The 16296-nt window shown below is 67.2% G+C and carries 15 protein-coding genes and 1 pseudogene; 8 read left to right on the top strand and 8 right to left on the bottom strand.

Going from position 1 to position 16296, the window contains the following annotated elements:
- The first annotated feature begins 72 nt into the window (after nucleotides 1–72).
- From ACQPY0_RS17935 to ACQPY0_RS17915, 5 genes are all read left to right on the top strand, one after another.
- Nucleotides 73–471, top strand: a complete 399-nt coding sequence (locus ACQPY0_RS17935) for a C-glycoside deglycosidase beta subunit domain-containing protein (protein WP_432990218.1) — start codon at nucleotides 73–75, stop codon at nucleotides 469–471.
- Entirely contained in the window at nucleotides 468–1541 is a 1074-nt protein-coding gene (locus ACQPY0_RS17930; protein ID WP_432990216.1) for a sugar phosphate isomerase/epimerase family protein, read from the top strand. Before ACQPY0_RS17935 ends, ACQPY0_RS17930 begins: the two co-directional genes overlap by 4 nt.
- Complete coding sequence (locus ACQPY0_RS17925; RefSeq protein WP_432990214.1) at nucleotides 1538–3085, top strand: GMC oxidoreductase; 1548 nt, start codon at nucleotides 1538–1540, stop codon at nucleotides 3083–3085. Before ACQPY0_RS17930 ends, ACQPY0_RS17925 begins: the two co-directional genes overlap by 4 nt.
- Nucleotides 3086–3265: 180 nt before the next feature.
- Entirely contained in the window at nucleotides 3266–3958 is a 693-nt protein-coding gene (locus ACQPY0_RS17920; protein ID WP_432990212.1) for a 3-oxoacid CoA-transferase subunit A, read from the top strand.
- Nucleotides 3955–4617, top strand: coding sequence for a 3-oxoacid CoA-transferase subunit B (locus ACQPY0_RS17915; RefSeq protein ID WP_432990210.1), 663 nt, complete (start codon nucleotides 3955–3957; stop codon nucleotides 4615–4617). Before ACQPY0_RS17920 ends, ACQPY0_RS17915 begins: the two co-directional genes overlap by 4 nt.
- A 166-nt stretch (nucleotides 4618–4783) precedes the next feature.
- On the opposite strand, the gene ACQPY0_RS17910 is transcribed toward ACQPY0_RS17915, so the two are convergent.
- Nucleotides 4784–4996 (bottom strand): hypothetical protein, encoded by a 213-nt coding sequence (locus ACQPY0_RS17910; protein ID WP_432990208.1) that lies wholly within the window; start codon nucleotides 4994–4996, stop codon nucleotides 4784–4786.
- Nucleotides 4997–5266: 270 nt separating this feature from the next.
- Here ACQPY0_RS17910 and ACQPY0_RS17905 point away from each other — a divergent pair, with 270 nt between their 5' ends.
- Nucleotides 5267–6043: a gamma-glutamyl-gamma-aminobutyrate hydrolase family protein gene (locus ACQPY0_RS17905; protein ID WP_432990206.1), complete on the top strand. Its 777-nt coding sequence runs from the start codon at nucleotides 5267–5269 to the stop codon at nucleotides 6041–6043.
- 116 nt (nucleotides 6044–6159) lie between these two features.
- A pseudogene (locus ACQPY0_RS17900) lies at nucleotides 6160–6982 on the top strand (HARBI1 family protein).
- Nucleotides 6983–7074: 92 nt separating this feature from the next.
- Here ACQPY0_RS17900 and ACQPY0_RS17895 read toward each other — a convergent pair.
- The 5 genes from ACQPY0_RS17895 to ACQPY0_RS17875 form a co-directional block, all read right to left on the bottom strand.
- Entirely contained in the window at nucleotides 7075–7689 is a 615-nt protein-coding gene (locus ACQPY0_RS17895) for a hypothetical protein (protein ID WP_432990204.1), read from the bottom strand.
- Nucleotides 7690–8282: 593 nt separating this feature from the next.
- Nucleotides 8283–9746, bottom strand: a complete 1464-nt coding sequence (locus ACQPY0_RS17890; RefSeq protein WP_432990202.1) for a flavin-containing monooxygenase — start codon at nucleotides 9744–9746, stop codon at nucleotides 8283–8285.
- A gap of 135 nt (nucleotides 9747–9881) precedes the next feature.
- Nucleotides 9882–11156, bottom strand: a complete 1275-nt coding sequence (locus ACQPY0_RS17885) for a DUF1116 domain-containing protein (RefSeq protein WP_432990200.1) — start codon at nucleotides 11154–11156, stop codon at nucleotides 9882–9884.
- On the bottom strand, nucleotides 11150–11869 hold the full coding sequence (locus ACQPY0_RS17880; protein ID WP_432990198.1) for an SDR family NAD(P)-dependent oxidoreductase: 720 nt from the start codon (nucleotides 11867–11869) through the stop codon (nucleotides 11150–11152). Before ACQPY0_RS17880 ends, ACQPY0_RS17885 begins: the two co-directional genes overlap by 7 nt.
- A 124-nt stretch (nucleotides 11870–11993) precedes the next feature.
- Entirely contained in the window at nucleotides 11994–13514 is a 1521-nt protein-coding gene (locus ACQPY0_RS17875) for an AMP-binding protein (protein WP_432990196.1), read from the bottom strand.
- Nucleotides 13515–13770: 256 nt separating this feature from the next.
- Here ACQPY0_RS17875 and ACQPY0_RS17870 point away from each other — a divergent pair, with 256 nt between their 5' ends.
- Nucleotides 13771–14502: a FadR/GntR family transcriptional regulator gene (locus tag ACQPY0_RS17870; protein ID WP_432990194.1), complete on the top strand. Its 732-nt coding sequence runs from the start codon at nucleotides 13771–13773 to the stop codon at nucleotides 14500–14502.
- Between the two features lie 41 nt (nucleotides 14503–14543).
- Here the strand turns inward: ACQPY0_RS17870 and ACQPY0_RS17865 are convergent, their stop codons facing one another.
- Entirely contained in the window at nucleotides 14544–15326 is a 783-nt protein-coding gene (locus ACQPY0_RS17865) for an SDR family NAD(P)-dependent oxidoreductase (protein WP_432990192.1), read from the bottom strand.
- Complete coding sequence (locus ACQPY0_RS17860) at nucleotides 15323–16258, bottom strand: alpha/beta hydrolase (RefSeq protein WP_432990190.1); 936 nt, start codon at nucleotides 16256–16258, stop codon at nucleotides 15323–15325. The genes ACQPY0_RS17865 and ACQPY0_RS17860 overlap by 4 nt, the downstream gene beginning before the upstream one ends.
- Nucleotides 16259–16296 lie beyond the last annotated feature (38 nt).

The raw sequence follows: 16296 nt of genomic DNA, 5'->3' as shown, positions 1-16296 counted from the left end.
GCCAAGGGGTTGTGAAGTGTCGACTCCTTCGACTAAGTTCGCCTCGTCCAGCACGCGGAATCGAGGAGTGTCGTGTTCCCAGAACGCCTCATCGAAGCGGAGACGCTTCATCCAACCGAGACGGGATTCAGTACCGGGCTACGGCTTCCCTGGTATCGGGCGCTGCCGTTGTCCTGCATCGAACGCATCGAGATCACCGTCGACGGCGCACCCGTGCCGCAGGATGCGGTGTGGTTCAGCATCCCCACCAGCGGTCCCCACCGGTTCTCAGAGCTCGCCACGCTGACCGACGTCTGGTGGTACGTCCTCGACTCCGCCGAGCTCACCGTCGAGCACCCTGTCGCGGCCCAACCCGGTACACACGAGGTGAGTGTCGCGATGGGGCTCCACATCCCCTACCTGCCCGTGGCCGGGAAGCCGCTGGTCAACCTCGACAAGTGCACCGCTCAACTGGAGGTGGCGTCGCGATGATCGAGCGCGCAGCTACTGCGGGTCCCCAACTCGGCACAACCCTCTACAGCATCACGCGGGACTTCCACGGCCGGCGAATTGGTTTCGACGACGCAGTACGACGCGTCGGCGAACTGGGTCTCGGTCCCGGGCTGGAAGTCGTCGGCTTCCAGAGCTTCCGCGGCTGGCCCCAGCTGTCCGACGAGCAAGTCAACCTGTTCCGCTCCCTCATCGACCAGACCGGACTCGCGCCCGCCGCCATCGGCGCCAACGCCGACGCCGGCATCCGTCGCGACCGCCTCCTGACGCCGGACGAGCTCGTCAGCTACATGGAGCCGCAAATCGTCGCCGCGCGGCGCCTGGGCTTCCCCGTCGTGCGCGTCCAGTACTCCCTCACACCCGACGACATGGAGCGGCTACTCCCACTCGCGGAGCGCGAAGGCGTCAAGCTGGGCCTGGAGATCCACGCTCACCATTCGCCGAGGCACCCGATCATGGTCGCCCTCAGGGAACGCTACGAGAAGCTCGGCTCCGCCTATCTCGGCTTCATTCCCGACTGGGGCAGCAGCATGCGCACCATGCCGCCCAGCGTTCTCGAGGCCGGCAGGCGCCGCGGCCTGACCGAACGGTACATCGAGCGGATCGTGCAAAGCTGGCTGGCACAGCACCAGCGCGGACCGATCCTGGACGACTCCGCGCTGCCGCAGATGTACCAGGACGTCTTCCGGATCGTCGAGGAGGAGGGCGCCGGCGCCAACGGCCAACCGCTGGCCCGAAACTCCATCGGACTCTTCGGCCACGCGAGTCCAGCCGACTGGGCGATCGTCGCGCCGTGGACCGTGCACATGCACGGCAAGTTCTACGACATCGACGAGTCCGGTGACGAGCCCGCCGTGCCCGTACGAGACATTCTGAAGGTCTTCGTGGAGGCGGGATACACCGGTTACATCTCCAGCGAGTGGGAAGGCTGGCACTGGAACCTGACCAGCGATCCATGGGACATGGTCGCCCGGCATCACGCGCTCGAGCGACGGATCCTCGCCGAGCTGCTCCAAGGCCATGCCCCCGCAAATGAGGCATCCAAGGCGTGAGCGCTGCAACGAGCGCGCCGCTCGCCGGACCGCGCACCTACCCCGAACACGTCGACGTGCTGATCATCGGGAGCGGTCCGGCGGGCGCCACCTTCGCGCGGGAGCTTCACGACTCAGCTCCCCACCGCTCGGTCCTGGTCGTCGAAGCGGGACCGCGGTTGACCGACCGACTGGGCAGCAACATCCGCAATCTCGACGCCACAGCGCGGCGCCAGGCGCAGGATCTCGCCACCAGGTGGACGGGGCAGGTGGCCTCGGACACCGGCCGCAACGGCGAGCAGATCGCGTCGCGGCCGGGTACCTTTCTGCTGGGTGACGCGGGCACCTCGGATGACCAGCAGACCGCAATGCCCGCGGCCGCGCTCTCGGCGAACGTCGGTGGAATGGGAGCGCACTGGACCTGCGCCTGCCCACGGCCTGGCGGCTCGGAGCGCATCGGCTTTCTGGAGAACACATTCGACGAGGCGTTCGACCGTGCGTCGAGCTTGCTCCGGGTGACCACGCAGGCCTTCCCGCCTACCGCCGCCAGCCAACGACTGCACCAGGCACTGTCGACACTGTTCGACGGCGGTCGGCCCGCCGACCGGCGTGTGCAACCGATGCCGCTCGCGTGCACGCCAACTGGAGCGGCACTGCCGGCATGGTCGGGGGTCGACACCATCCTGGGCGAACTCGCCGAGGGTCGCCACGAGGGCTTCGGTCTCGCGTCCGAGACCGTGTGCCGCCGGCTCCTCCACGAGGCTGGCCGCGTTTACGGCGCAGTGCTGGCCGATCGCATCACAGGGCACACTCACGTCGTCTACGTCCGGGCCGTCGCTGTCGCCGCGGACGCACTGCGCACACCACAGTTGCTGTGGGCGTCCGGCATCCGTCCACGCGCGCTCGGGGCCTACCTGAACGACCAGCCGCAAATCGTCAGCGCTCTGGCGCTCCGTGAACCGACGAGCGGCCCGGCCGGCATCGCCAACGGCTCGGATGACCGTCGCGATTCACTCACGGGCGTATTCTGGATCCCGTTCCATGAACCGGACTTTCCCTTTCACACACAGGTCATGCAGGTCGGGACCACGCCAGTCGAGGTGCCTGGAACGGCGCCACTGCACCGACCTGTGGTGACCTGGGGCAGGTTCACCACCAAGGAGATCCGCCCCCAGGATCGGGTCGAGTTCTCCGACACCGAGCTCGATGCCTTCGGCATGCCCAAGATGAGCATTCAGTACGAGCTGACCGAGGTGGACCGGGACACCATCGCCCGTGCGATGCGAGACATGGTGGAGCAGGCTGACAGCATCGGGGACTTCTTCCCCGGTAGCCACCCCCGCCTGCTCCCCGCCGGAAGCTCGCTGCACTACCAGGGCACGGTACGCATGGGGGACGTCGATGACGGGACATCCGTCTGCGATCGCAACAGTCGAGTGTGGGGATTCCAGAATCTCTACGTCGGCGGCAACGGCGTCATCCCGACCGCGACCGCCTGCAACCCGACGGCGACCGCGATGGCCCTGGTCGTGCTGGCGTCGCGCCACCTGATCGCGAACCTGTGACATGCAACCGGAGCCTGCCGCGGCCTCCCCCGCCGTCCCCTTCCGCGACCGGCCGCGGTTTGGCGTTCGTACAACGAACACCGCCACCCGCGGCAGCTCGCTGCGGGAGAGCATCAAATCCATGCGTACAGGCGACGGGTCAGTGGGCGCGCGCCGGCCAGCTGCGGCGGGAGACCTCGCGTGAGTGCGACCATCTTCGAGAGGGCCGACGAAGCAGTCGGCGGGATCGCCGACGGATCAACGATCCTGGTCGGCGGATTCGGCCTGGCCGGGATGCCCTTCGAATTGATCGAGGCCCTGATCCGGCAAGGCGCGACGGATCTGACGATTGTGTCCAACAACGCCGGCAACGGCGACGTCGGGCTTGCGGCGTTGCTGGCCGCGGGGCACGTGCGCAAGATCATCTGCAGCTTCCCACGCCAGGTCGACTCCTACGTCTTCGACCAGCTCTACCGCGACGGCAAGATCGAGCTGGAGGTCGTGCCTCAGGGCACGCTCGCCGAGCGGCTGCGCGCCGGTGGCGCCGGCATCGGGGGCTTCTACTGCCCGACGGGCGTAGGCACCTCACTCGCCGAGGGCAAGGAGACCCGCGTAATTGATGGGCGCGCCTACGTTCTGGAGTATCCAATCAAGGCCGAGGTCGCATTGATCTCGGCGTTCAAGGCGGACGGTCTCGGCAACCTGGTCTACCGCAAGACGGCCCGCAACTTCGGACCGGTCATGGCCACCGCCGCCAAGACCGTCATCGCCCAGGTCACCGAGATCGTCACGATCGGATCGCTGGATCCGGAGAACGTCGTCACACCGAGCATCTACGTCGACCGCCTGGTCGTCGCTCACGCCCGCCAACTCGCTGTGGAGGGAGCGCGATGACGGGCACCTCCAAGCCGGCCACCGTGGAGTACGCGGATCGCGCGCCGCTTTCCCCCGACGAAGTGGCCGCCCGCATCGCTGCCGACATCCCCCTTGGTGCATACGTCAACCTCGGCATCGGCCAGCCCACGCGGGTCGCCGACTACCTCAACCCCGCGTCGGGAGTCATCCTGCACACCGAGAACGGAATGCTCGGTATGGGACCCGCCGCCGTCGGTGATTCGGTCGACACCGACCTGACCAACGCGGGCAAGGTGCCGGTCACCGAACTTCCGGGCGCCGCCTACTTTCACCACGCCGACAGCTTCGCGATGATGCGCGGCGGCCATCTGGACGTCTGCGTCCTCGGCGCCTTCCAGGTTTCAGTCACCGGCGACCTCGCCAACTGGCACACCGGGCGCCCAGACGCCATCCCTGCCGTCGGCGGTGCGATGGACTTGGCGATCGGCGCCAAGACGGTGCTCGTCATGATGACCCTGTTCGCCAAGGACGGCTCCCCCAAACTCGTGCGGGCATGTACCTACCCACTCACCGGCGTCGGCTGTGTTACCCGCGTCTACACGGATCACGGAGTCTTCTCAGTCGGACCAGAGGGTGCCCACATCCTCGAGACCTACGGCTCAACGCTCGCCGACCTTCGCGAACGGCTCGACATCTGACACGCGCAAGCCACAACAGGCCAGGTCGCATCAGCTAGGACACGTGGACGAGGCACTGACGGAGAACTACAGGGTAGCCGTGGCGATGCGCCACCCGGTCCCCGGTGTGAACTGCGCTCACCGGCCCAGCCACCCGGGGCGGTACTGGGCCGGGCGTTGCAACTGTTCAGCGGTCGCGGCGCTCTCCCGCGCCTCCAGCCGCGGCTGGGCCGCGCCGGCGGGCGAGCAGGCCGGCCGCCTCCTCGGCGCGGCGTAGCGTTTCATCGTCTGGCGCCCAGCCCAAGCGGCGGGCGCACTCCAGCAGCCCGAACCCCTGGTTGAGCAGCGTGTGGACCGCAGCGTGCCGCTCACGGGTGCGCTGGTGGCGGACGAGGGTCATCCTGGGTGGTCCGGCATGCCAGCAGTTGCTGTGCGCGATCACGGTCCGCCTTCGGACACCGGTGACGTGTGTGAGGGGCCGCCGTTCATCCACCCGCGCATCGCCGGGCCATCCAGTCGACGCGCACCACGACCTGGCCGGCGGCGGGCTCGGGGACAGCCACTTCGTCCAGCGCGCCGCAGTTGTCGATTGACGAGTCCAGTCATAGGCGCCATGATATCGGCAAAGGTTCAAAGACTCTACCAATAGTAAATAGGAGGCGTCGGCATCGTGGCTAGCCCCTCGCGACCGGTCATCGGCATCACCTACTCCTCGACGGATCTGGAACGGTTCTCCCTGTGGCGCAACATGCTGCACGGGTTCGTCGAGGCAGGTGCGGTGACGCTGACCATCGACTGCCACCAGCCCCATGAGGACATCGCGGCGGTCGTACGTCACCTCGACGGCCTGGTGATCAGCGGGGGCGCAGACGTCGACCCGTTGGCCTACGGCGCTGACCCCAGGGACCCGGCGATCCGCGATGTCGACCGGGCCCGGGACAGCAATGAGCAAACCGCCCTGCGCGCTGCCCTCGCCGCCGGGATCCCGGTGCTGGCGATCTGCCGTGGTCTACAGCTGGTGAATGTGACGTTCGGCGGGACCCTGTATGCCGACCTCAAGCGCGATCTAGCGGGCGCGGTCACCCACGAGCTACGCGAGGAGGAACTCGCGTGGCCGCTGCACACGGTGGACGTGACCCCAGGTTCGCGCCTCTCGCAGTGGCTGCGGACGAGTGGGCGACTGGCCGTCAACAGCGAGCACCACCAGGGCGTTCGTCGGCTGGCTGGCGGACTGGTCGCGGCAGCGGTCGCCGACGACGGTCTGGTGGAAGGTGCGGAGCTGAGGGATCACCCGCTGGTCGCCGTGCAGTGGCACCCCGAGATCCTGTGGCCGAACGAGGAGCACGCGCTGCGACTCCTGAGCGGCTTCGTCGACGCGTGCCGGACCGGCCAGCCGGCGGATCAGTCAGTGAGCTATTCCGCGCAAGGCGACGGTGACGTTCGGTAGTTGATGGTGTGGCGGCGTCCGACACGCCGAAGTCGTGTGAGTGCAACGAAGAGACGCAGAACCGGGGTACGAGGAGGTCCTTCCACAGATCAACTTCATAGGGTTCTGCGTCGAGGATGAGTGTCACGTATACCGCCACACTGAGTGTGCGGCAGGAGACCGTGTTGTTCGTCTCGCGTTTGCTGCACGCTGAACGTCAGCGGCGAGGTACCCGTGCTGGCACCCCTGCACTGGACTGTTTCAAGCAGGCCGTACTGGTTATCCGCTGGTTTCTCGACGGCACCCGCCTGGCACAGCTGGCGCGCGACAACGCGATCGGTAAGTCCACCGCGTACGGCTACCTGTATAAAGGCATCGACATGCTCGCCGCACAGGCCCCGAGCCTTCATGGTGCGCTGCTGGCGGCCAAGGCCGCCGGCTACAGCCACGTCATCATCGACGGCACCCTGATCGAGACCGACCGGGTTTCCGCGCCTGGGCCGACTCCCGGCGTGGACCTGTGGTGGTCGGGCAAGCACCACAACCACGGCGGCAACATCCAAGTGGTCGCCGCCCCGGACGGGTGGCCGCTGTGGACTTCCGATGTGCGTCCCGGCCGCGAGCACGACACCACCGCGGTGCGCACCCCATGCCGAGATCCTGCCCGTGCTCACCGAGGTCGCGGGTGACCTACGCGCAATGGGTGACCTCGGCCACGAGGGTGAGGCCGATACCATCACCGTGGCGTTCAAGAAGCCCAAGGACGCCAACCTCAGCTCAGCCCAGCAGCAGTTCAACAAGGCCCACAACGGGATCAGGGCCATCGGCGAGCGAGCCAACGCGCTGCTGAAGATGACCTTCCGCGCCCTGCGTAACGTCAGCATTGCACCCGGGCGCATCGGGAAAATCGTCGCGGCAGCTCTCGTGCTGCTGCACTACGACCACGGCCGCACCACATGACAGCAGTCAGTAGCCCCGTGCGCACAACGGCTCGCCATACGATCCGCCGTCATCAGAGACGACCTTGGTTCGATACCTGAACTTGTGCCAAGTCACCGGCTTTCTGGGCTGTCGGTCGGCCATACCGCTTCTAGGCCGTGGTCGGTGGCGTAGAGCAGGTATGGCCGCAATTCAGGGGCGTATTCCAGGTCGCGGCGCAGCGCGTACAGATGAGCTGACCTCGCCGCCAGGAACGGTTGGGCGGCCAGCAGGCCCCTAAGATCCCCGAACCGCCAATCCACACCCAGCAGCTTCCTTGCCCGTACCAGCAGCTGAACTCCATCGACCGGAATCCTGCCTACATAGACGTCGGCGGTTGGCGGCAGGTCTGGCTCCGGGTCGGGTGGCAGGGCGAAACCGGAACGCAACCACACCTCGAACACGGGGGCAGCAACATCGAGGTCAACTTCGCCGAGACCGCCCAGGTCGGCCCAAAACACCGGGCCGCCGCCATCGTCGCACCTGAGGAAGAATCCCCGATCGCCTTCTTGGCCGATCATGAGGTAGCCCGTGAGCCACTCGCCGATTCCGTAGGTCGTGTTGCTCTCCAGCAGGGATTCCAGGCAGTACATGACCACTCCATCGGCGACGACGTCGTCGGTGACCGACGCCAACCATCGCTGGTAGGCGGCATCCGTCCGGGAAACGAGCTGCTCGACCATCTCCACCGCCGGCTCCTACCTGTCGTCACCAGGCGCGGGCACGCCTGCACCGGCTGACCCCAACCCGACACCCCGGAAGCCAACACCGTAGCCCGACCCGCACCGCAGGAGCCATCATCAAGACCCAGCCCCCGTCCACTGTATGAGGGGCCCAGTGAGGAGTCCGGGTCAAGCCGGCGACCGGCCCATTCCGTTCCCACACCCGTATGACAACGGTCAGTAGTCGATCCGTTGCGCGGAATTCCTCAGTGCCCGCCGGCGAAGAGGTCACGACCGTCGTGACCGAATGAGCCACGACGGTGCGGTGACTCCGACGCTGGTGAACGCCTCGCCCGGCAGTAGCGCCGAGTCTTTGTAGAGGGACCAGGTGCACCATTGCGGCCGGGCTGTTCGTCGTCGGGGCACACCGGCGGCTCGATCACCCGCAGCGGCATCCCGAGGTGCTCGATGGAGCGCGCTGCTGCAGTTGACAGCGGTGCACGCAGTAATGGGACGCCGAGGATCACTTAGCTCAGCGGCCCGCGATCGGGCCTTGACGCCGTTTGCCGAACTTGTGCGGCGGTGTCGCCCTCCGTGAGGGGTGACACCGCCACACGTACTCACTCGAGCTTGACGCCGAACCACCGGGCCAGACGAGTACCCGCGAGGTACGAGGTTGGACTGAATCCCCACTGGCTGATGATCTTGCCGCTGGTGCCGTGAAAGTAGCTCGGCACCTCGGTCCAGACCGTCTGGGCGAGGCGTCGCTGCAAGCGCCGGTTGTACGCGTCGTGGACCGCCTTCCTGACGGTGATCTTGCGCGCCCGGCCGGTGGCGAGCTTCTTGACGAGCTTCGCGGCGAACTTCGCCTGCGCCTCGTAGTAGGTCACCAGCGGGATCCCGCTCGTGTTGGGCCCGAAGATCATGAAGAAGTTCGGGAAGTTCGGGGTCATGAGACCCAGTAGCGCCTCGGCGCCTCCGGTCCACTGCTCCCGCAGGTCGAGGCCGCCTTCCCCGACGACCCGGAAGGTGCTCAGGTAGTTGGCCGCGTCGAAACCAGTCGCCAGGACGATCATGTCCAGGTCGTGCTTCTTCCCGAGCGCGTCGACGACGCCGGTGGGCGTCACGTCGGCGACGGCGTGCGGAACCAGTTCGACCTTCGGGCTCAGCAGCGCCTGGTAGTAGGTGTCGCTGATGACGGTCCTGCGCGCCTCGACCGAGAAGCTGGGCGTGAGGAGCTTCTTCAGGTCGGGCCGCGTGGCGGTCTCTCGCGCGAGGAACGCCTCCGCGTCGGCCTGGCGCTTCTTGTTCACCCGGCCGCCCACCCTGGCGTGGCTGGCTCGGTGCTGCCGGAGGTCGTAGCCGAGGTAGAGCTTGTAGCGGCGATAGTAGTAGACAAACCGGAAGCGGTTCCAACGGCGCTCGGCCGGAGTGAAGTCGCGGGCCCCCTTGGGCAGGAGCCAGTTGGGTTCGATCTGGAAGACCTTGACCGCTCTGCCCTGCCGCTCGGCCTCGGTGACGATCTGGACCGCTGAGGACCCGGTTCCCAGCACTCCCACCGTCTTGCCCTTGAGAGTGAGCTCATCCCGCCAGGTGGAGGTGTGGCAGATGTCGCCGTCGAAGGCCGTCTCGCCGCGCAGGAAGGGCGGGATCAGCGGTGTGTTCAGGAAGCCGACAGCGGAGATCACGGCCTTGAAGGGACCGTACGTGACGCCGTCCGCGGTGTCGATCGAGTAGGTCTTCGTCGACTCCGACCACGTCACGGTCGCCACCTTGGTGCTGAGGAGTGCCTTGTCGTACAGGCGCCACTTCCGGGCGACGAGCTGCAGGTAGCCCAGCAACTCCTGCCAGCTGGCGTGCGTGCGGGTCCAGTCGTAGGGCTCGAAGGAGAAGGAGTAGATGTGCGATTCGAGATCGACCTCGGCCCCGGGGTACCGGTTCACCCACCAGGTGCCACCGATCTCCTCGGAACGCTCGAACATCACGAAATCGTCCACGCCCTGCTTGAGCAGGGCCGTCGCAGCGGCGATACCGCTGAACCCGGCGCCGATGATCGCGACGTCGTGGGCACCAGTTCCGGGCAAGAACGTCTCGTTGCTTGGCTTCACGGTTGACCCCCATTCGGTCCAAAAGGTTATTAGGCTGAGTCTTTCGACCTTTAAGGGGAGTGTCAAGGGCGATGGCCGACTGCCGTCGCCCTCGATACCCACCCGCCGTACCTATCCGGTCGTGTCGCCGGCGGTGAACGCGGCCATCGCCATCTCGAAGCACTCGAGCGGGGCCCGGATGATCCCCGCCCCGATCTGGCCACCGTCCCGCCCGGCCAGGCCGACGTCCATCACAGGGGTGATGCCGGTCCGGAGAACCTTGCGCGCGTCAATCGCCGTGGGAGTTCCCCGGAAACCGAACAGGGGGATCCGGTAGACCGCGTTCTCACCGTGGGTGATCTCGTACATCTGCCGGTTGCGCTCGATCATGATCTCGGGGGAACCGCCCTGGTACTCCTGCAGAGTCAGGGCGCACGCCTGGGCCAACCCGCCGAGCCCGATCGTCTCCGTGATCGGCGACTCGCCGCCCATCCACGTGATCTCGTCCTCGGCGTGACCGGCGAAGAGCTTTCCCTCGTGGACCGGTGGGGGACCCTCGAACCACCGGTCGCCCAGCCCGGCCAGCTTGATCGCGAACCCGCGACAGCTGAAAGCCATCGCCGACACCAGGGTCGAGCCCGGCACGACCATAGCATCGGCCGACGCCTTGGCCGCCGCCATCGACAATCGCAGGAAGAAGTAGTCGTTCTCGGCGAGGTGAACCATCGCCTCGCGGACGCCGGGAAAGCCGTCGCGAACCATGTCGAGGGTAGCGGGCAGGATCTCACGGTTGAAGAGCAGGGAAGCGGCCGCATTGCGGCTGTGGACCTCGTCACCCATGCGCAGGGCGCGAGCGATGAGTGGTTTGAGCGACACCCCGCCGGAGCGCCGGATCGCCTCGCCGACCACCGGGGCGAGGACGGTGTTGACGTGGACGAGTCGTTCGTGGACCCCCTCGTCGTAACAGCCGTAGTTCAGGCGCCGTGGCTCCTTCCCTTCGTAGAAGTTGCAGAAGCCGATGTTGCCGTGAGTGCGGTTCTCGACGACGAAGACCGGCATCGAGGCGGTGTAGATGCCGGCAAGGGAGCCGACTGCCCCGAAGTCGTGGCAAGCACCGATGCGGATGGCTCCGGACTCGAAGCCCGCGATCGCTTCCGCACGGGTCCGCGCCAGCCCCTCGAACAGCGCCCCGCCGATCAGCGCCTCACGCTGCCCCCCGACGTAGTCTTGCCACTCCATCGGCGCACCCGAGGTGAGGACCAGATTGTCCGCGTAGCCAGGAATGGCATTCCGGGCGGGAACGACGTCGACGACCCAGGGGTCTGCTGCGTCGAGCCGGGCGAAGGCTTCGGCGTTCGCAGCTTCGACCGTGGCGGTGGTGCCACCGGCGCTAGTCGCCGTCACCATGCGACAACACCTCCGTCGACGAGGAGAGTCTGGGCGGTCACGAACGAGGACCTACCGGAGATGAAGAACTCGACGACCTCGGCGACCTCCTCGGGCTCGCCTATGCGCTTGAGCATGGCGTAGCCGGCGGAGATCTCCTCACCACCTGAGACCCGGGCCATCGATGGGCTCATCGGCGCCCGGATGACGCCGGGCGCGACATTGTTGACGCGGATGCCGCGAGGCGCCAGTTCAGAAGCGAGGTAGCGGGTGTAGGCCGCGATGCCGGCCTTGGTGGCCCCGTAGACGGACGCTCCGGTGAAGCGGCCGAAGTGCCCCGTCAGCGAGCCGATGTTGACGATGGAGCCGCCATCGTCGATCAGCGGGGCGGTGACCTCCACCACGCGGGCCATGCCTGCGATGTTGACCTGGAACATCAGGTCGAGCTGGGCTTCGTCCAGTTCACCGACAAACGAATCCCGCAGGATGCCGGCGCAGTTGACCAGGCCGGCAAGCCCCTCCCCCGCTGGAACGGCTTCGGCGACGGCGGCGCGGATCGAGTCCGTCGACGTGACATCGAGCGTGACGAACGCGAACGGGAACGCTCCCCTCCCCTCCGGGATCGAACTGTCCAGATCGCCCGCGACGGGCTCGTAGCCGCCGGCGGTCAGGCGCGCGCAGATGGCGCGCCCGATGACTCCGCCGCCGCCTGTGACGATGACTTTGCTGCTCACGGTGTCCTTTCCTCGCGCTCGATCGCTCCCCGACCAGGCAGCGCTCATTGGCCATGCCATTCGGCCCTTTCCGGCACGTCGCCGAGGCGCCACTCCACGCCTGGCAGGCCGGCGCCGGGCCGGATCAGTTGACTTGCCGCTGGGCCCCACGCCAGAAAGGCTCGCGCAGCTTGAATTTCTGTAGCTTGCCTGTAGCGGTGCGCGCCAAGCTTTCGCGGAACTCGATCCGCTTCGGGCACTTGTACCCGGCCAACCGCTCCCGGCAATGCGCCACGAGCTCTTCCTCGGTGACCTCGGCTGCGGTTACCACAAGCGCCGTGACAAGCTCGCCCCACTTCTCGTCCGGGATGCCGATGACTGCGACCTCCCTGACCGCCGGGTGGCCGGCGAGGACATCCTCGACCTCGATCGAGGAGACGTTCTCACCGCCGCTGACGATCACGTCCTTCTTGCGGTCGTGGATGGTGAGGTAGCCGTCGGTGAGCCGCCCCCCGTCGCCGGTGTGGAAAACCCGTCCGGCCTGCACGCGCTCGGTCTCCTCGGGGTTGCGCCAGTAGGCGTGCAGATTGTGGTTGCTCGCGGCGAGAACCTCACCGTCGTCTGCTACCGAGATGCGCACGCCGATGGCGGGCGCCCCGGCCCTGCTCAGCAGGCGTGCCTGCGCTGCGGCGTCCTGATCCCTCCACTCCTGACGCATCCGCGACATGGTGAGGAAGGGCGAGGTCTCGGTCAGGCCGTAGATCTGGATGAACTCCCAGCCGAGTTCCTCGCGGATGCGTTCGATCAACCGCGTAGGCGGTGGCGCACCGGCCACGACGACGCGGACTCGGTCGCGCCCAGGCACAGGACCGCGCCACATGCTCGCGGCTTCCAGGACGGCGGCGAGCACGGTGGGAGCCGCGCACATCACGGTGACGCCGTGCCGCTCGACGCGCCGCAAGATCTCGGCGCCGTCGACCTGGCGCAACACGACATGGGTGCCACCCATCCCGGTCAGCGCGTAGGGCATGCCCCAACCGTTCGCGTGGAACATCGGCAGCGTGTGGAGGTAGACGTCGTCGTCATCAACCCGGAGGTGCCAGCCGAACGTGGCCGCGTTGAGCCACAGGTTGCGGTGGGTGAGCTGCACTCCCTTGGGTCGCGCCGTGGTGCCCGAGGTGTAGTTCAGCGTGGCGGTGGCGGCCTCGTCGGCCTGCCACTCTGACGGCTCGGCGTCGGATTCCCAGAGGCTCGCGTCGTTGCCGCCGAAACGAAATACGTGCGGTCGGTCGAGCCCGCCGACGAGATGGTGGAACGCGGGATCGACCAGAATCACTTCCGCTCCGCTGTGCTCGACGATGTACTCGACCTCGACGGCCGTGAGCCGGAAGTTGATCGGAACGAGAATGCGGCCGTATCCGCTCACGCCGAAGAAGGACGTGAGCATGCGGGCCGAGTTCTGCGCCAGGATCGCGACCCGGCCGCCGACGGGGACGTCGAGGTGGTCCAGCGCGGCGGCGAGCGAGCGCGCCCGGCGAGCGAGCTCACGGTACGTGACCGGCGTCCAGGAGTGGTCCTGCCCTGGCTCGTCATGGACGGCGATCCGGTCGGGGAACACCTGCTCAGCGCGGTAGAGGAAGTCGTTGACGACCAGGGGATAGTGCATCGCTCCTCCGTTGAAAAGTTGGCGTGAGGTGCGGTCCAGGCCGGCGAGCGCTGGTCTGGCGCAAACCGCAGCCCGACGCGTGGGACGAACCGTCGCCAACTAAACGGTAGAATCTAAATGGTCCAAAGACAAGACCTGTAGTCCTTTCCCTCCCTGGTCGCTTTGTGGCCTTCGATTTCCGTGGCGTACGCTGTAGCAGAGCGCCCACAGCGCGCGCCGCGGTGTCGAGTAGCGTGGTCAGCAGAAGGAGGTACCGGTGGCCGAGCAGCCGAGCCTGAGCCCGATCCGGCAGATCGCGGCCCACGAGCTGGTGGTCGACCAGATCCGCCGGTCCATGGATCGCGGTCAGTTCCGGCCCGGCGACCGCCTGCCCCCCGAGCGTGATCTCGCGGAGATGCTGGACGTCTCACGCACGACCGTGCGCTCGGCCATCGCGGTTCTCGAGCGCGAGGGACGCATCTCGGTCCGGCGAGGTCGCAGTGGGGGCTTCCTCGTCCTCGAGCCGACCTACGATGCCGCCGAGGCTCGGCGTGAACTCCGACGGAACAAGGTCGCCGTCCACAACGCATTCGAATTCCGCGTGATCGTCGAGACGGCCGCCGCCCGACTCGCCGCTCAACGCCGTCGCACCAAGGACCTGCCACCGCTGTCCGATCTCGTGAGCCGGATGAGCGACATGATCGCCGAGGCCAAACAGACGCCATCGACAGCGCTGATCACCGAGTTCCAGCACCTCGACTCCGCGTTCCACCTCGGCGTCGCGCGGGCGTCCGGCAACGACCAGCTGGTGGAGGCCGTGACTCACGCGCGCAGCCGTATGTGGATACCGGTGGGGGCCATTTTCGGGCGCATCGAGGACAACGCCAACGACCACCACGCCGACATCCTTACGGCGATCCGGAACAAGGAGGCAGACCTCGCGGCCGCCACGATGGCGGCCCACATCAACGAGACCCGGCAAACCATCGAGTCCTGGCTCAACCGCTGACTCGCAGGGCGGACCTCAGGAACCGGCACGCACGCCGGGAATCAGCCCAGATTCGTCAGCCAGCCACCGTCCACGACGAGGTCGGTTCCGGTGACGAAGGACGCGGCGTCGGAGAGCAGGTAGCTCACCGCCGCGCAGACATCGCCAGGTGAGCCGACGCGCCGCAGGGGCACGCGTGCCGCCATGGAGGTGGCCCGCGACGGGTCGTGCTCGTAGATGCCGGCGATCATCGGCGTCAGGATCGCCCCCGGGCACACCGTGTTGGAGCGGATGCCGTTCGGTCCGTACCGCGCCGCGATGGCACGGGAGAGGCTGATGAGCCCCGCCTTCGAGACCTGATAGGCATCCAGCGGGCCATCAGCCGTGCGCAGGCCGGCAATGCTGGCGATGTGGACGAGGGCTCCCCGGCCGTGGTCTCGCATCACCGGGAGCGCAGCACGAGCGAAGAGCATCGGACCAGTGAGGTTGATGTCGAGAACGCGTCTCCACGTTTCAGGTTCAAGGTCGACGATCGAGCCGTCCGGGAAGGGCGGCGGGGCGAGACCAGGTTCGGTGAACCAGGCGACACCGGCCGCGTTGACCAGCATGTCGATGGCGCCGTCCGGGGATCGACGGGCGGCTTCCTCGACGGCGGCCGGCGCGAGCCCGGGGTCGGTGACGTCGCCACGGAGGTAGCACACGCCATCGGGAAGGCCCGACGGCGGATCCTTGAGATCGACCGCCACGACGCTCGCCCCTTGAGTGGCGAGGTGCAGGGCGATCGCGAGCCCCATGCCTCCGCCGGCACCTGTGACAACGGCCGTCCGTCCCACGAATTCGGTCACGCCCGGCCTCGCCTGAGATGGTCGTCGACAAACCTGGCGACCTGCTCGACGGCTTCGCCGGCCTGCTCGAAGAGTGCCGGGAACTGAGCGAACCCGTGAATCATGCCGTCATACCGGCGGAACAGCACCTCGACCCCGGCCCGCTGGAGGCTCTCCGCATAGAGTTCTCCCTGGGCGTGGATCGGGTCGTACTCCGCGGTGAGGACGAGCGTCGGCGGAAGGTCCGTGAGGTCCGCGATCAGGGGGGAGGCATACGGGGTGGAGGCGTCGGATTCTTTCGCGAAGTAGGCGTTCCTGTGCCACAGCAGCTCGTCGCGGTACAGCACATAGCCCTCGAAGCCCAGATCGAAGCCGAGGTCGACGTCGAAGGTGGTGGCGGGGTAGATGAGCGCTTGACAGGAGAGCCGTGGCCCACCTCGGTCGCGCGCCATGAGAGCGACGGCCGCGGCCAGGTTGGCCCCGGCGCTGTCGCCGGCGACCGCCACGCGAGTGCCGTCGATCCCGAGGCGCGCCGCGTGGTCGACGGCCCAGGCCAGCGCGGCATAACAGTCTTCTGGTGCCGCCGGGAAGGTATTCTCGGGCGGCCGGCGGTACTCGACACTCAGCACCGCGACTCCCGACGCGTTCCCGATCGCGCGACAGATGCCGTCATGTGAGGCGATGCTGCCCATCTGCCAGCCACCGCCGTGGAAATACACCACCAACGGGAGCTCACGACCGGCGTCGATCGGCGTGTACAGGCGCACGGGCACCTCACCGTCGGCAGTCGGGGCAACCAGGTCCTCGACGGCGTGGATCTCCTCGACCCGCAAAGCGCCGAACGCCGCTTCGAAGTTGACACGGGCGACCTCGATCGGCAACAGGTGACTGTTGGGCCGGTCGCTCGCTTTGGCTTCGTCAAGCAGCTGCTGGGCGACGGGATGGATCGGCACAAGCTACTCCGATAGTCTAATGGCTGACTCTTTAGTCC

Source organism: Dactylosporangium sp. CA-233914 (assembly GCF_050942935.1).
In the GTDB taxonomy this organism is placed as follows: Bacteria; Actinomycetota; Actinomycetes; order Mycobacteriales; family Micromonosporaceae; genus Dactylosporangium.
The sequence above is the reverse complement of the archived record's forward strand: the minus strand, read 5'-3'. Positions and strand labels throughout refer to the sequence as shown.

What these genes read in the sequence shown, in the direction of transcription:
- ACQPY0_RS17930 (WP_432990216.1), top strand. Translation starts at nt 468, where the DNA reads ATGATCGAGCGCGCAGCTACTGCGGGTCCCCAACTCGGCACAACCCTC.
- ACQPY0_RS17915 (WP_432990210.1), top strand. Translation starts at nt 3,955, where the DNA reads ATGACGGGCACCTCCAAGCCGGCCACCGTGGAGTACGCGGATCGCGCG.
- ACQPY0_RS17910 (WP_432990208.1), bottom strand. Translation starts at nt 4,996, where the DNA reads ATGACCCTCGTCCGCCACCAGCGCACCCGTGAGCGGCACGCTGCGGTC.
- ACQPY0_RS17885 (WP_432990200.1), bottom strand. Translation starts at nt 11,156, where the DNA reads ATGGTGACGGCGACTAGCGCCGGTGGCACCACCGCCACGGTCGAAGCT.
- ACQPY0_RS17875 (WP_432990196.1), bottom strand. Translation starts at nt 13,514, where the DNA reads ATGCACTATCCCCTGGTCGTCAACGACTTCCTCTACCGCGCTGAGCAG.